Source organism: Thalassotalea sp. Y01, from assembly GCF_012932945.1.
Lineage (GTDB): Bacteria > Pseudomonadota > Gammaproteobacteria > Enterobacterales > Alteromonadaceae > Thalassotalea_A.
On the sequence record NZ_JABBXG010000001.1, the window covers coordinates 121,696 to 139,907 of the forward strand.

Genomic DNA, 18,212 nt, shown 5'->3' on the forward strand with positions numbered 1-18,212 from the left:
AGCGTGTACACAGAGCCCGAAAACCGGGCTCTGGCAAGTGTTACTTCATCTTCAACAATCGTTTTCTAAAGATGCTAAGAAGGGTGAAAAGTGATAACCAAAGCATGGCGCCGCCGCTTGGTTCTTTGCGTTCAGTTGACGCGTCTTCTTCGGCTTGTGTCACGCTAACCGAGAACGATTTAGTGACATCAACCTGACCATCGGTGACATGCAATTGATACATGTATTCACCTTCAGGCAAGTTAGATAAATTCAAAGAAGCATTATTGATTTGAGATTCATCGATGTGCTCACCTGACCAGGTGTAGGTCAGCTCATCGCCATCTTTATCGATAGCAAAAGCAATCAGTTCGACAAACTCGTTGCTCATGATGCTAAAACTGTCTTGTTCGTAATGCAGTTCTGGCGCGTCATTTATCGCGGTAACATTAACCTCAAAGCTGGCATGAACAACATCATTACTGTTGCTGTTAGATACCAGTTGTACAGAGATAGTCGCAGGAGATGTGGTGAAATAATCAGCGTCGCTGCTAATACTGATTTGTAGTTGCGAACCGACAACCTTTGCCTCAGCGTCAATAAAGCGATCGCTTGATTCAACAAAGGCACTCACATCGGCATCAGAAAGTGCTGCTGTAACCAGTCGTGTTGGGCTATCTTCATTGATGGTCAAATCAGATAATTGTGACAAGCCTAACGACGGTGCAACAACCAATTGTGCACTGTTACTAAATGCTGTATTCGAGCCTGTATTGGTTAAGTCAAACTGGAATGTTTGCCCGGCAACGGCATCATTTGGTAAACGTACTTTAAAACGAACTTTACCTGATTTTGCACTTGGACCGGCATAATCGAAACAAACCACCTTATCGCGTTTTACCGCATTAAAGATTTCTGAACGATCGGCTGCTTTTGATGAGTTATAGTATTCAGCACCGTGGTAAACACCTCCATAACTGTTTTTATAACCTTCATGTCCTAGCAAGCCAATGTTGGCGCTATATAGAGCATCGTCAAGCAAGGTGTCGCCATAGCTAAGATTTTCGTCTTCGAAAATAATGCGTTTGATATCACCATAGGCAATGATCACTTCATAATCACCAGCGCGGTTCTTCGCTTCACCTGTCTCCATGAAAATTTGGAAGTTGTAACGATCGTTACCGTAAAATTCCATCAGGCTTGGGTGAATACGCTTGCCTTGTGTGTTGCTAATGTAATCATACTCGCCAGTATTTAATAAACACTGAGTAGCGTTGCTGCCGTCTTCCAGTTCAATAAGCTCAGAGTGTAAACAGGTTTGTTTCCAGCCAGTTTGCGCATTTTTATAATCGACAACCAACTTGCTGCCTACATGGCCAACCGAAATACCTGATAATTCCTCACCTTGTTTTGGATAAGGGATAAACGGGGTAATAAATTGCTCATTGAAACCAGCCGCACGCCATAAAGGAGTGATGGTATTGGCAAGGTTGCCACCATTTAAACCGCCGTGATAATCAAAATTAATGCCTGCACTGAAATTCGGTGTACCCGTACCTAAAGGGTTAGGCCCGGCGAAGTTTTGGAAGTCAATAAAACCGTTACCAAACATGTACATGAAACGACCACGGGCATAATCACTGTTACCAAAGAAAGATACCCAAGGTGTGGTTACGTCTGAATCGGCAAACACTTCTCGCAAATCAATAACAATATGCTCACGGTCGATGTATTGTTGACCGTTTGCATCCATTGTCGCCATCCAGTTGAATGGTCCCCACTGATCTTTATGCACACGCTTGGCCCATTCGATATCCGTTTCTGGTTCACCATCTTCACGCAATCGGCGCGGATTAGAGATAATCATTTCAGCCATCGGTGACAGTAAATAATGCTCTTCGCTGCTTTCATCAAAGCGCATTGCACTACCGGTAATAGGTGTTAAACCAAGATCGAGATACTTGCCATGAGTTTGCCCTTCCAGATCAGGTGTGCGACACATATCGTCGTTATCACTGGTGGTGATGACATACTCACGAGCAAGCCCCTTGGCACTGGCAATATTTCCAAATACACGGAAACTGTCATTGGCATTTTGCACCGCTAACTGCAAATGACTATTGGTTTCAGGAATAATACTGCCAACCAATTCAACGCCTTCAGGTAGTAGCGTCGTCAAGTTAATTGATTGATTCTGATCAGAAAGGTTTTCCTTGAACTGAATTTCCATATCAATTTCAGCACCGGCAACAATATCCTCTGCTCGAGCATTGGTTGTTAACACAGCGACATCATCTGAACGGGTCAAATTTAAGCTAACGGTTTTACTGTTATCTACCGCATTAAAGGCGGTAAATACGGTTTCACCAGGGGCTAAGTCCGCATCCCAATGTACGGTGACTTCCTTAGTGCTTGTATTGGCGGTTAGGAATACATTATCGGCCTGCTGTCCAGTAACAACACCCGTATGGGTTTTAATGGTGGTTGTTAACTGCTCTTTGTAGAATTCAGCATACTCGCGACTAAAACCACTGCCCCACTGATACATCACCCAATAATCGCCAGCACCAGGATCAGTAATACTACAGAAGTTATTAGAACCCGGCGTATAGTCGTTTGATGACATAGGTGGCGCGAAATCAGAGATACATAAAATCTCTTCTCTAAAATCGACCATTCCGTTCTTATTCAAATCTCGACCAACCGCCACTTTCACCGAGTTACGACGACGATTTTCAGTAAGGTTTCGAATACCAACAGATTGTGCTTCTGCGAATAAGCGTTTGCTGCCCTCTTCAACGCGCAGCCACTCAACATGTGCCGTTTTATTGGCGATGTGATCTTCAACATCAAATAAAGCAAATTCACAAAATTGTGAGTGATATAAATAACAACTCATATCATCAAGTACATGAGTTGGTAGGATGTCTGTTTCAACCGGTGCGGAAAGCACTGGCTGATAGGCAGTAAACAATGGTGTGCTTACATCATCCGTGGTAAATAAAGGTAAAACTTTTGAACCTTGGTTTAGCGGTATATCGACACGATGCATATCGTTAACGATATCAAGCTTGGTTTCTACCGCTAACGGCAAGTGCACTTCCGGGATTTCTTTATCTTCTGAGAAGAATACCAGGTCACCACCCGTCAAGTTGCCTTCGTTATTGATGATGTCGCTTGCACCTTCTTCATATTGAGTATCCCAACGGTCGAAATCCCAACCAAAGCGTGCAGACTCATCAACTACCGTAAACTCAACCATGATTTCAATGGTTTCGCCTTTTTTCAGACTGAAACTTGCTGGTGTCACCGCCGCAGTTGCCGATGCATAATCCATAAAGATTTCTGAACGCCAGCTGCCATCACGAGTCGCTTTAAAGGTACGAGTTAATGAACACTGACCATAACAAGCGCGTTCGATTACCGCAGGCATATTCAAATCAGATACATTATGTAAATTCGGATCTGCCGCCAGGTAATTTTCGACACTTTCATGCATTACCAAGCCAGTATTTATGGCACGTTCAACATTGATAACACCTGCCCCCATGGTATAGGCATCAGGTAAACCAAATAAATTACTGTTACCAATATGAATGGCTGGTTTCGCGGTTAGGGTTAATGCAGATATCACCTCTGATGGAGACCATTCAGGATGAGCCTGTTTAACCAATGCAGCAGCACCAGAAACCACAGCCGCAGCGGTAGAACTGCCCGAACGAGGCAACCAGTCTGAGGTATTACCCAGTTCATTGAACGGACGTTCATCAGCCGAGGCAGCCAAAACATTTACCGCAGGTGCAACCACGCTCGGCAGCAGATACTCACCGTTAATACCTTCGCCAGGACCTGCAGCCGAATTATTGGTGTACATCATGCCCATGATGGTTGGGTATTTAAATTCGCTTAGCGGATTGATGGTTGCTTCAACCAATCGGTCCAGGTTGTTCGACGTCAAAACCCAATCGTAAAAGATATTGGAATCATCTTGCGGTGTTGAGCGCATAAAGCTGACAGGAAAGTCTGGGTTATTGTAATTTACCGTCAGATTTGGTGTCGCATATTCGCTTGGTACAATGAGTAGACCGCCAGCGCCAGCTCGCTCTGCTTGCTCAGCCATGTGCTGATAAGCCTGATAATGGTTCAAGCCTGGAAGTAAATCCGTGTTAGCAAACTCATTCGCCAAACAGACAAGGATTTCATTACTGGCGAATACATTTTCCGGAACATCAATACACGATGATAGATTCAGCTTTTCCTCAATAGAGTACAAAGTGGTATCAATTTTTGCTTCCGCAACAACAGGGTTGCCGGCGAAAGATTGTCCAGTATAGCCGGTATTGGCGCTATATTCGGTAATCGCCACCAAGCCGGCAAAGTCAAGGCGTTTCGGGATCGTTTCCGGATCACCACCGCCAACTTCAGTTACCGCCGTGCCGACAACATATGAATCACTTTTGTCTGCAGCACCAACACTCATCAGCCAAGGTGACGCATGATCGCCCAAGCCTCGGGCATAGTTATCACCATTACCAACGGCAGTTACAACAACAATGCCTTCTTTGTGAGCATTTAAAAACGCCAGTTCAACAGCATCCTGATATGGATTTTGATTAGCACCAGCAGCTTTAGCAATAGAAAAGTTAATGACATCAACGTCGTCGTTTATGGCATCTTCAATCGCCTGTAATACCACCTCATCCGGGCAACTTACATCATTACCAATTGGATCACATACCTGATAGGAAATGATTTGTGCATCTGGAGCAATACCTGATACATCATGCTTGGAGATATTTAACGGTACGCCATCCGCTTGCCATTGTTTGTATGAGGGATAATGTAAAGCAACATCGGTCAATTGGTTACCAGCAATTAAACTGGCAACATGCGAGCCATGACCGTTATAGTCTTCACCATCGCGATAAACAAACTCTTCGGCTGCTCCGTTATACATGGTAAGGCCTGGAATATCGCCATTACCCAGTGTGACATCTTTTATGTGTTGATAAGAACGAATACCAATAAGTTTGTTATTGCAACGTTCATCTGCGTCACCTTGTTCAGCACATAGGCCTACTTTATCGGTTACTGGGAATTCAGACACCAACGCTGTCTGTTGGTCGTAAGCGTTATCAGAAAATGATGGATGGTCAGAGTTAATACCGGTATCGAGCACACCAATGACCATGCCCTGACCACGAAATTCTTCGCTACTATAGTCCGACAAACCATCCCAAATTTGGTCCGCACCAATATCTTTGCCTGTGCTATACGACTGTAATCTAGACTCTCCTAGTTGCATAACCATCGCCACATCAGGTAAAGATGATATGTACTCAGCCAGCTCTTTATCGGCACGAATGGTGAAGCCGTTTAGTGCTTTACTAAATTGATGACGAATCTTTAACGAATGACCTTGTCGATTGATTTGACTTAGTAGTTGCCTTTGGCTTTCGAGAATGTGCGTTTCATATTCGCTGCGCGATAAAAATGAATGCGAAAGATTTGCAGCGCTTACACTGTTAGCAAACTTTCCTTTGCCTGTTCCAGTGTTTAGTTGAGATTCAAAATGGCTGCTCGATGGTTGCTTAAGCATAACCACAAAGGTTTGCTCACCAACTGCATGTGCATCGACAACGAATTTATTTTGCTTTGCGTTATCGATAATTTGATTGATTTTTCCATGGCTATTAATGGACTCATTACTACGTAACATTTGTTGCGTAACAATGACTTGATTGCTCACCGGTTTTAACTCGGAATCGTTAACCGAGCTCGAAACAGACGCGCCGACACCAACGGAATAACCTGCGGCACAAATGGCAGCAAGTATGCGATTTAACTTCAAGACTATCCCCTTATCATAATTTTTTTATCGGTACGATAGACTGCGCTATCGCCCTAGGGTGGTGTATTTTTCGCCTTTTAAGGCTTATAAATTAGCGTCCCGATTATCAATAATGAAATGCGTGAAGTATGTTAAAAAGTGTTAAGCAAGTTAATTCAGAGTTGCCAACGTTACTTTTTTATGTCGACACATCATCATTTTGTTAAAAAATGTTAAACAAAAAATCAACTAAAAGACCTGAACAAAATCCCAGCAACAGCCAACAACGCATTGATTTAAAAGCCTTTCAAGCACAAAAGCACACCATACCAAGAGAAGAATGAGTAAGTCTGAACAAAGCCCCCAAAAGCGCGTGTTTGGTGATTGGTTTACATTGGATTGTCGATTATTGGCGAATCAACAATAACAACAGCCAAATAAGAATAAATAAGAGGAATATTAAATGAAGCATTTAGGAATTACCTTTTCCAGTCTGCTAGTACTTACCGCCTGTGGTGGCGGTGGCGGCGGTAGCGATACCGAAAAAAAAGTGAACCCACCACCACAAAACGCAGCGCCAACTGTTAGCATCAACTCTCCAGGTTCTGTACAAGAACAACAAGAAATCGTCCTAACCGCGAGTGCCAGTGATTCCGATGGCTCAATAAGCAATTACAGCTGGGTGCAAATGTCAGGCCCGGCGATGAGCATTCTATATGGTACAAGCTCACAAGACATTCAGTTCACCACGCCAGCGGTAAGCGCATTGGAGCCGGCACCGACTGTAGAATTTGAACTGACGGTTACCGATGATGATGGTGCCACCGCTAAAGATACGGTTAGTTTTAGCATTGAAGCAATCAATACTGCGCCATTGCTAAGCAATCTAACAAGCATCAGCGTTAACGAACAAACGAGCGCCACCATTACGGTTGATGCCGATGACGTTGACGGTGAAATTAGCAGCTATCAATGGAGCAGCACCAGTGATGAGCTTGTTTTCACCGTAAATGATCAAGCCACGGCAGTTTTTACAACCCCAGCCCTAACTAACTCCACCGAATACTCAGTGAGTGTAACTGTGACTGACAACGAAGGCGCAACCAGCAGTGATAACTTATCCGTTAGAGTTAATCCTGTTGTATCGGGTCAGTTTTTCTCACGCCCGGCTTCGGAAACTCGCGAGCAATACCAAACTGCATCAATAATCGATAGTGAAAATAATGATGAACCACCTTATAAGGTGGAAGTATACGATCTGGCAGGTACCTTGATAGGTTCTGGTATTCCAGAACAGGATGGCAGTTTCTCGGTAGCCGTTAACAGTTCTCTTAATAATGGCTACATCGTCCAGTCAAGCCACTTAACGTACACGCCACAATACGAGAAAAATGAAGATGGTAGCGTAAAAAAAGACGAGTTCGACCAACCTATTCCGAAAAAAGACGAAAACGGTAATATCATCCTGGAGCCGAACTGGCAAAATGATATTAACGCGGTTTGTCATGCCGAAGAGCGCAATGCTTGCCAAGTCACGCCTTTAACCTATTTGGTAAATCGTTATATTGAGGCACGAGCGCAGATCGGTGAAATGGTCACTATTAGCGAAGAGAACGCCATCATTGAGTTAGAGAAAGGTTTGAACATTTCATTGGCTCAAGACCCATTTGTTGAACAAGTCGATGAAAATCAATCAAATATTGACTTCGAACAATTGCAGCAGCACATGCAAGCAACCTCAATGGATTCTGTCGTTAATTCGATTATTGGCTATCTATTGCAAGAAGAGACAGACGAATTGGAGCTTATCGGCTCAATCTTTTTAGCCAGTGATACAACCCGTTTGACCGTAAACTTGGGCGCCGCATTCGATACCCAAGCCTATGGAAAAATCAGCCTGTCAGCTAACCCTAAATACTTTGGCGCAAACGCAACCGCATACCTTACTGATAGCATGAGTTTTGAGTGGGTATTGCCTGAAGGCATCGAATTAGTTGCTGAAGAGCTAGGTAAAGAAACATTAAACATTAAACTTCCGGCTGTTGAACAACTGACCACGATTACCATCAAGGTCATTGCCAGCACCGAACGTTTCGTTGAAGAGTCTAGTGTTGATATCACCATTTCTCCGGCAAGCGCACCAGAAAATACGCAACCAAATGTCGAAGATATGGCGGACTTAGTTGTATCATCAAACCAAACAGTAACTCTTTACAGCCAGGTTATTGACGGTCAGGATTTCGCTTCTGAAATGACCTACCAATGGATGCAAATTGGCGGTGAGACGGTCAGCATTCTTGATACAACGGCAGCCCATGCAACCTTTAATGCACCTGTGGTAGACAGTGGCTTTATTAAGTTGCAATTTGCCTTAACCGCAACCGATTCAGGCGGCAAATCAAATTCGAACAGCATTGACGTCTACGTAACAGAAACGTTTAGTTATGACGCTATGACACTAAACGATAGTGGCGTGACTAGCTGTGGTAATTACGGATTTGGCGATAATGTAAGTGAAGGTCATTTAAACGATCAAGTGTGTGCTGAGATTGAATCAGATCGATATACGCCATTAAATCAAGATGCTAACTATGGTCGTGATGCAACAGCAAACGATGCGAGCGATGGTATTGCAGGCTTTAGTTTCACAAAAATTGCTGCCGATGGCACAGAATTAAGTGATGACGCTACCGAATACAGCTGTTTACTTGATAACGTTACTGGCTTGATGTGGGAAGTTAAAACGGAACAGCAAGGCATTCACTTTAAATTTGAAACCTTTGATTACTATGACAGTAACCCTGCTACCAATGCTGGTTATCCAGGAAAAGATGCAGACAAACGTGCTCAATTTTGTGATCCAAATTACTTAAACTGCTTAACCACAGAAGAGTTTGTCGCACAAACCAATGAAGAAGGCTATTGTGGCTACAACGACTGGCGCATGCCAGATGGCACCGAATTGTTATCCATCGTTGATTACAGCGGCACCAATAAAGGCAAGCCTGCTATTTCTACCTTATTCAAGAACGCGGTAAACAAAGCTTACTTCTCCAGTACTCGTACCGGTGAAGGTGGCTCTCTTGCGGGTGATGTAGGAAATCAGGATTACCAAACCCGTAAGGTTATCGTTGTTGACTTTAACACGGGTGAAGCACTTCACTTTAATGCTTCATATACTGGCGATGCTCGCCTTAACACCCGCTTAGTGCGCAAAGCAACTCAGGAGTAATATAAGATGAAACTTAATCCAACTATTTTGGCGGTTGCACTTGCTGGTTCAACGTTTGCCATGTCAGCCATCGCACAAGTTGAAACCGTTCGTGGTGTAGGTAGCAACACTCAACACTGTGTTTATAACGTTAAAGGTACTGCAGATAACGCCAGATTTAGCATCAGCGAAGACGGTGCAAGCGTTTTAGATAACAAAACTGGATTAACCTGGGCGCGTTGCGATCTGGGTCAAGCCTGGAGCGAAGAACAAGGTCGATGCCTTGGTGAACAAGAGGAAGTGAGCTGGCTACAAGCACACAAAAGTGCAGAGAGCTACAGTGCAAGTGGTCAAAGCGATTGGCGCGTACCTAACATCAAAGAACTTTATTCTTTAGTTGAAGAGCGTTGCGCGGGTCCTGCAATGAATACTCAAGTATTTCCATCCACCTTCTATGCGGATATATACTTCAGCTCTACCATTAATAACCTTAAAGCAACGGGTGACTCTGCCTATGCATTTTTCAGTCGTCTAGGGCAAATTCAATCGGTTGATAAAGACAGTTTACTTAAAGTGAAATATGTTCGTGATTAATCATCGGTAGAACAAGCCAATAAAAAAACCACCTTACGGTGGTTTTTTTATTCCTGAACAATACATTTATTTAAAATAACTTAGTGCATGCTGGAACGCATCTTTACCAATTTGGTAACCAATCAGTCGACCGGGAATATCATCAGCAGGTGGATGAATACCGCCCCAGATACGAGATAAACTGCATTGATCTGATGCATCCTGATAGGTTGCCCATTGCAACGTCATATTGATACTTGGGCCTTCTTCAAATACCAAAAAATCATTAGCATTTATCTCAAAGCTACTCATACCTCCAGGAAAATACTCACTGCCGGTTAATTCTGTTAATACTTCGGCCGCTGCGCGAGAATAAGTCGAGTGACCAGATACGTATCCTGCAAATGGCGGGGTTACGAACGAAGGTCGCTGATAAGGCCACCAATTTTCGGCCAAAATCCAATCGACACCTGCCACATCAATTGCTGGATCTGATATTGCTGCCGGCCCTTGCCAAGCATAGACTTTTATTTTGCCAACGTGTTCATTATTAGCGCCAGCGAGTTCATCGCCTTCTTCTACCAACTCAACAAGCCCTTGTTGTAAGCGCAACCCTTGCGGATGATAGTTTGGCTTGCTCTCGTCACTGCGTTGACCTAAATCCGCCATGGCTCGAATGGCAGAGATAGGCCGGATATAGTCATACCAGCCCTTAATCCCCCAGGCACTAATTGCCGAATCATGCATGGCTCCGCCGAGGGTAAAATAGGCTTTAACGTCCCATTCGAGGTTATCCAATAATTCCCCCTGCCCGGCAAATTTAGGTTCGAATTTTTGGTGATCAAAGACGGTATTAAGAATAACAAACCAATGACCCGGTGGTGTCTCGGAATCAGGCCCATCTGCCCAAAACTCGGCTAGCACTCTGGCATAGTCGCCTCTTGGCACCATTTGCGGTTCATAAGGGTCTCCCATTACTGGGTTAAGTTCATACCCTGTGCCAATATCTCCACCCTGTGGTAAATAGAATTCTCTATGTTCGCTAAAGCTAATTGGGTATTGCTGCATACTGATATTGCCCTGCGAAGCAGGTGAAATATCTATCATTACGCCATCATCAGGATCCAGTTGCGCCGACCATTCGCTTACCAAAGAAAAACCCCACTCATATTCATCGGCAAGCTCATTGGCAATCAAAGGCGGCATGCCAGGGTCATGATAAATGTAATAATCAAAGCCATCGCGCTGCTTTATGGTTAAATCACCTGACGATAAGGCAAATGGTGTCACTTGCCCCCATTCCGGACTCAAAAACTCAATGGCACCGACCACTTCATTGCCTGACTGATCGATATAAGTACCAAGATCAAGCGACTGCCATCGGTTTAGATCGCTAATATTAGGATTACCCGGTAGCTCAGGGTTAAGTGGTTCATTACTTACCTGATAAGCAATATTACTGTATAGAATGTCTTCTTTTGCGCCGTCATTAAAACCGTATGCAATATAGCATTCGGCAATATAATTCCCCAGTGCTGCCGCATCACTTGTACTTACTTCAGTGGTAATATAATCGCTATCCAAGCCTAATTCTTGCATCAAACCATCGGCTAAAGAAAACGTATCCTCGGCATCTGGTGAGAGTTCAAAACGATGCTTAATAATACGATAGGCAGCATAGCTGATAGCTATTTGTTGCGCTGCCTTTATATCGTCAACTTGCAAATCGACATCAATTGGGCAGTCAATATTATTCAACGATTTAGCGGTTAAGTAAGTGTCGTTGTCGTTAAATATGGCCCAAGCATCATACATAGCCGCTGAGACATGGAACAAATTACGAGCATGTACCGTTGGTCGGGCAAAATCATTGCGTATGCCCTCAAGTAAAACCTCATTCCATTGCCGGGCAACACTGTGGCTTTTATCCACTGGTTGCTTTTTTACGATGTCGGTTTCAGCCGAGTCATTGGATCCGCCACAGGCGCTTAAAGCAAGGGCAATGGCCATGCTTAGGGTCGTTTTAGTTATTTTATTAGAATTCATAATCAACTGCTTACAGATTACTGTCTGATTTTTTAATTAAAATGGATTGATTGACGGGCATATTTTCAACGTGTTGAATTGAACCGTCAGGCCATGTCACTTGGATATGGTCGATTTGTCTATTTTGCCCTACACCAAACATGGCTCTGGCCGGTGATTGAGAGGTAAAATTGCTGTTGAGGTTTATATGGCGATATTGTTTGCCATTACGGGTTTGAATTTCGACCATAGCTCCTACTCCTTGGCTGTTTTTACCTGCCGATGACAAAACAATTGTGATGTAATTACCTAACTGATTACCATTTTGGTTTTCATAATAAACAAGAGCATTTTTTCCTACCGTATGGTCTGTTAACAGGATGTCCGTATCACCGTCACCATCAAAATCAGTGCACAATACGGCGCGCCCCTGACCTTTATGAGTTAGCCCGACATTAATGTTGGTGCGGCTAAATTTTCCTTGCTGATTGTTGATAAATAAGGCGATGGTATCATCGAGATGACTTTCATATTGATTTGTAGAGTCGGATTCGATCAGCCAGCCATTTACGTTTAATAAATCAATCCAGCCATCATTATTAAAGTCGGCTGCGCAACTCGCCCACGCCCATCCACCATTGAAACTGTTACTGGCATATGAGATGTCTCTAAAACTGCCATCACCATTATTTTCAAGCAATTTATTGCCACTAAAAGAGAGACTGCCATTGTCGGCGTCAAATTGAGTGATGCTGGTAATAAACCAATCTAAATCGCCGTCATTATCGATGTCAGCCAAACTGCTCCCCATACCTTGGAGATCATCGATGCGGATATTTAAATCGCTGCTGCCATTGTTAAAATGTTTACCCTGCTGATTCATTAATGCCGCGCTGGTACTGTGGTCTGCGGCGATAACAATATCTTGCCAACCATCTTGATTAATATCGGCAAAGCTGGCGGTAAACATATAGTCTTCACTTTGTTCAGAACGCTGCTGATTGCTAACTACTTCAGTAACGTTTAGTTCATCATCAACAGACATGAACTGTTTATCACCTTGGTTTTTCCAAAGTAACTGCGGACTTGATTGCAAGGTCTCGCCATAGTGGGTTAACAACAAATCAAGATAGCCGTCACCATCAAAGTCACCAAACGATGACGAAATATTAAAACTCTTTTCGCTTACCAGGCCTGCTTCTCTGCGATGAAATTTGCCATTGCCTTCATTGATAAACAGTGTGTTTTCGAAGCCCGGTAAAGCAGCCACAAACAGGTCAAGATCGCCATCGCCATCAATATCTGCAAACGCAGGTCCAGAGTATAAGCCGGTCAATTGCACACCCGCACTAGCAGCGACATCTTTGTAGCTGCCGTCATTTTGCTTTTGATACAATTTACTGGATTGTTCATTACCACCTACAACGAATATGTCAATATCACCATCTTGATCATAATCAGCACTAGCTAAGCCACCAGCGACATTGTAAGCGACTGTTTGAGTGGCGTTTACTGCCTCTACACTATCGATAGCCCACTTATGCGATAAACCTAACAAGTTCGTCGATTCGGAAAAAATAAGACCGCTATTTAATGCATCAGCGTCAAAGTGTATATCATCAATGTCATCTTCTTCGTCAGGTATGCCATCGTTATCATCATCCTTATCGGCGTTATCACCGATACCATCCCCATCATTATCCTTGCTTTCACTGGCATCTAATGGAAACGCATCATGAATATCGGCGACTAAGTCGTTATCATCGTCATCGTCTTTGTTATTACCAATACCATCGCCATCCGTGTCGATGTATTCCGTTTTATCTAGAGGAAAGTCATCATAAATATCCTGAACGCCATCATTGTCGTCATCCATGTCAGGTGCCAAACCACCATTGTCGGCAAAGCCGTCATGATCAGAGTCAACAAATAATAATTCTGGTACGCGATTATCAGAATCGTCAGGGTCTTGCCCTACAGGCCAGCCATCAAGATCGGCATCGTCACTCTGCCATCTGCTTTTATCTAACGGGAAGTCGTCATTAATGTCTAAAACACCATCACCATCGTCATCGGCGTCGGCATTATTTCCTATACCATCTAAATCTGTATCCAGATATTCATTGCGATCGAGCGGGAAATGGTCTTGCTCATCATTAATGCCATCATTATCATCATCAGTGTCTTTTACGTCGCCAATACCATCCGAGTCGTTATCCTGAAATTCATTAACGTCGAATGGAAACGCATCTTCAACATCGATGACCTGATCATTATCATCATCGTCATCCGCTGCATCCCCTAAACCATCAAAATCATTGTCAGCATGCTCTAATGCGTTTACCGGAAATGTATCGACAATATTGATGAAACCGTCATTATCAACATCATTATCTTCACTGTTGACCACACCGTCGTTATCCGAATCAATTTGTGCACTTTGCAGTAACAAAGAATTTGTTAGAAACTGCTCTGTAATTCGTTCATAGATACCTTTTTGCTGCAGAGACAAGCTAGCCGAGTATTGTTCAAATTTCGTCAACAAATTTTGCAATGGCAGCGAATATAATGAGCCCCAATATTGACCTATTGCTTGCGCTTGCTGCTCAAATATGGCGATGTCGATTTCTTCAACATACAGCTTTTGCCTATAGGATTCGGTCTTCGCTGCCATCACAACATGCAATGGTGTAAGTACTAGATGCTCTAGGTTGATGTCACTGTTTTCGATGGCAATAGGTAAACTTGGCAATTCGCCAGCAAGGTCTGCCAATTGTTTGGATTGCAGATAAGATACTTGGTCACCAGAGAACATGATTACCGGCTGCACATAGCGTAATTGAGCTAAAGAAGGTTGCTTAAGTCGCCATTCAAATAAGCCATTGTTAATTTCGCTCACTGGCTCTTGCGGATCAAAAACACCATTATTGTTACTATCAATAAATGTGCTCAAATCGTCGACATTTAGGTGTTCAAATCCCTGTAATGAACCCGATATGGATAAACTGTCATAAACATCGATAGAAAATGTCTGAGACGCTGTTTGAGCATCATAATAAGCCGTTAGTGTAATGCCTTCATAAGAGCCAGAATCCGTTTGCGAAGGTGTCCCTGTTAAACGACCATTATCACTATCAAAGACAAGCCATTCAGGTTTATTGGCAATGCTAAAACTTACTTGATTGCTTTCAACGCTTAGTTGAGGAGTGTATTGGTACTCATCTAACTCATAGGTTATTTCTGTCGGCACTGAGTTAGTACTAAATGATAAAATTGGTTTTTCGTCTGTTGATGAAGATCCCCCGCCTCCACATGCCGAAAGTGTGCAAATAAAACCAATGGATATGATGGTTGATAGATGAGAATTTATATAGCAAACGTTGTATTTCATGGTGTGTATTACAGCTTATCAATAACACTCCTATCCATATCACAATAGCATCGAGGCATTATGTTAACTTTTGTTAAAGTTGGCGCTAATGGCATGTTATCAACAACATTCAGACGAAAATCAGACGAAAAAAAACAGTAGCCGAAGCTACTGTTTTTTATTTTGACTCAGCTAAGTGTTAATTACTTAACTGGCATCATTACGTTTTCAACACGAATAGATTCGCCTGAAGCAGTCGTTAGGTTAAGATCCACAGTGATGTGAGTAACCGTACCACGAGTATCAGTCGGGCGAAGTGAAGTTAATGAACTGGTGATCTTGTAGAAGTAGTTCTTACCTTCCATAACGTCTGCTGGGAAACCAGTACGTACAGGCATACCGTAAGCAGAACCTTCAACGTCAGACTTGTTGCTGACGTTATAGATTAAGGTGTTATCCCACGTATGCATTACATAGAACATTTCTTCCGCAGCATTGCTGTATGAAGCGTCTTGCTCAAGGTTGATACCAACAATTTCATTGATTTCACGCTCACCTGTACCTGCACCACCTAAGCCTTCATTAGCTGTTGCATCCCAGTATACGTTGTGAGATTTAACGATGGTTACGTTGCCCGTTAATGGCTCTGGTGATATCAAATACGCTGCACGGAAAGATGTTTCACCATCTGCATAAAGCATTTTGCTAACCACTTCAAAATCATCAACAATGTATGATGGCCAGGTTGCCATATCTACAACTTTCGTTTTAGCAGGGAAGTAATCAAAGCCTTCACCTGGGTAGATACATTGCCATGTACCATTATCCCAATATGGATGTGAGAATGTACATTGACCATCTGGGGTTTGTTGCCATTGCCAGTATGCATCACCAGCGGCTGCCATTTGACCATTCAGACCAGGAAGTTCAACCCAGTTGTCATCTGATTCTAACCAGTTTTCTTGACCTGCATACTGTGTCCACTGGTAACCTTCGTTAGTGTAGGTTGTTGCTGAAACGTCAATACCAGCACCGGTAGCAACAACCAAGTTGTCGGCCGTCGCTTTTGTTGCCATAGCCGCAGGAACCATTTCGTCGATCATTACGTCAATTGCTGTGGCACTGCCTTCAGCAGGAGTTGCAACGAACGATAGTTGCAGAGGCTCACCATGTTGTAGGTCGGTAGCGTTGAAGTAACCACGAGGTAATGCATCTACGTGACCTGTAGGCAATACTGGCGTTTCCGCTTCTGCATCATAGCTTTCAGCGTTTAAGGTGATAGTTAGAACGGTCATGTCTTCGTTCCAGCTAAATTCAGCACCATCTTCGCCTGCAGCAACTAGGTCGTGAGTGGTATTGCTACCTGAATCACGGTAGAAACCGTGAATCCAGCCATTTGTACCGGCTAGGATTTTACCATCTGTACCAACCATAGGCGCGCCTACAGTCACTTCTGACCAAACGCTTGTGTCAGCATAATCGTCAGCTTTATACTTGATAACACCTTCGACGATGTTATTGCCGTCTAAATCAACACCTGTAACAGCTGTTGAATCAACCGCTTGAGTATCGCCATTAACGGTTTCAGTTGGACATAAACCTTGCTCCCATGGATCTTCACAAAGTGTGCCGTCTTCATTAAAGAAGTAGTAACCGTGCTCACGGCTTGATTGACGGAAAGAGTAATTATCTAATTCACCACGCATTCTTAGGAATTCTGAGTAAGCAGAAATGCGGTCACCCAAAATCTCTACCGGCTGGTTAAAGATCACAGTAAATTTCGCTTCAGTACCAGCAACAACTGATGATGAAACAATTTTATATTCAATAGGTAGTGCTTCACCATTTTCGGTATCAGTGTTCATCGCAAGAGTGATATTTGCAGATGATGCAGCTTGATCAAATGATGGTAGACCTGCAGATGCAACGTCAGTCGCGGCAAACATTACGCCATCGATTTCAACCATATCAAGAGCAATAGGGTTCATCACTTGGTCAAACGTCAGGTCAGTTACCCAGTACATTTGTGAGTCAGCATCCCAAGAAGCCATAAGTGCACCATCGTTAAGGTATAGATGTGCTGGGCCTTCAGTAACCATAGAACCATCTGCATATTCCAGACCGAAGCTTACAGTAAATAGAGTTGCTTGGTTTGCGTCGTCTACGTAAACCATTGGGCTTTGACCGGCAGCAACAGACATTGCGCCACCAACAACTACGTAGTCAACACCAGCACTAGCAAATGCACCCGCAACTTCTACGTCAAAAGACTCGCCATTTGCAGGAAGCATAAAGGTGTATACACCGTTGCTTTCACTTGCGAACACATTAGGAATACTTGATAAGAATTCGCTATCAACTTCCATTTGCGGGCTAGCCATTGAATCGATACCAGCAGTGTCTGCACCATTAACGTATAGTGATAAACCTGTTACTGGAGCACCCATCATGTCAACAACACTTACCGAAGTAGGTACAGAGTCATAAACAGAGATAGGATCAATATTTAGTGCGCCAGCGTTGGTAGTACCTTGTGCATAGGCAGTCGCTTTACCTTCAACAGTAACAGCAACAATAAAATCTGAATTAGTTGGCAAGTTATCAATTGAATAACCTGAGTCTGTAGCGACAGCAGCAATCACCTTACCATCGATATGAAATTCAACGCTTGCACCTGATAGTGCCGCCATTGTGTTACCGTCAATCACAGACACGTATGCAGATGCCATAACTGGATCAGCTGGTGTTGGCGTAGGCGTAGGAATTTCTACGATTTCAGTTCTGGTGTCTTGAACTTCAACATCGTCACCACCACAAGCAGCAAGCATGCTGGTAGCAACCATTGTCGCGATCAATGATTTATTAAATTTAATTTTATTGGACATTTCTCTTCCCATTAGACTAGTTTCTATACCAATTGAAATAATTATTTGCACAGTTCAGAGCTGTGTCAGGGAAGTTAGAACAAAGCAAATTGATGCCGATGTAGTCATTCTCCATCAAAACAATTTGTGAGGTTATTACTTTCCTGACAAGCTCCCAAGGGCGAATTTAAAAGGCTTATATGCGTCGTTATTGCTTTTGACAAGGGAATAACCATTCTCTTCAATCAATGCCTTGCCTTGCCTTGCCTTGCCTATAATCCTTTTAATTTTCGCTGAATGAGCAAATAGTTTTCTCAACTGGTATTCTTCGTGCTTCTAAGCGTCTTATTGTTATTAGTT

At 43.3% G+C, this 18,212-nt stretch carries 6 protein-coding genes; 2 read left to right on the top strand and 4 right to left on the bottom strand.

What is annotated here, in order from left to right; all coding sequences use genetic code 11:
* Window positions 1-40: 40 nt before the first annotated feature.
* Window positions 41-5,830 carry a S8 family serine peptidase gene (locus HII16_RS00440; RefSeq protein ID WP_169126467.1) on the bottom strand — a complete coding sequence of 1,930 codons (5,790 nt, stop codon included), beginning with the start codon at window positions 5,828-5,830 and terminating at the stop codon, window positions 41-43.
* A 442-nt stretch (window positions 5,831-6,272) separates the two neighbouring features.
* Between HII16_RS00440 and HII16_RS00445 the strand changes: the two genes are divergently transcribed.
* Window positions 6,273-9,041 (top strand): DUF1566 domain-containing protein, encoded by a 2,769-nt coding sequence (locus tag HII16_RS00445; RefSeq protein ID WP_169126469.1) that lies wholly within the window; start codon window positions 6,273-6,275, stop codon window positions 9,039-9,041.
* Between the two features lie 6 nt (window positions 9,042-9,047).
* Entirely contained in the window at window positions 9,048-9,614 is a 567-nt protein-coding gene (locus HII16_RS00450; RefSeq protein ID WP_169126471.1) for a DUF1566 domain-containing protein, read from the top strand.
* Between the two features lie 66 nt (window positions 9,615-9,680).
* Here the strand turns inward: HII16_RS00450 and HII16_RS00455 are convergent, their stop codons facing one another.
* From HII16_RS00455 to HII16_RS00465, 3 genes are all read right to left on the bottom strand, one after another.
* The gene (locus tag HII16_RS00455; RefSeq protein ID WP_169126473.1) at window positions 9,681-11,639 is read right to left on the bottom strand and encodes a vanadium-dependent haloperoxidase; all 1,959 of its coding nucleotides are present in this window, start codon (window positions 11,637-11,639) and stop codon (window positions 9,681-9,683) included.
* A gap of 10 nt (window positions 11,640-11,649) precedes the next feature.
* Window positions 11,650-14,868 (bottom strand): FG-GAP-like repeat-containing protein, encoded by a 3,219-nt coding sequence (locus HII16_RS00460; protein WP_169126475.1) that lies wholly within the window; start codon window positions 14,866-14,868, stop codon window positions 11,650-11,652.
* 323 nt (window positions 14,869-15,191) lie between these two features.
* On the bottom strand, window positions 15,192-17,873 hold the full coding sequence (locus tag HII16_RS00465; protein WP_169126477.1) for a hypothetical protein: 2,682 nt from the start codon (window positions 17,871-17,873) through the stop codon (window positions 15,192-15,194).
* Window positions 17,874-18,212 lie beyond the last annotated feature (339 nt).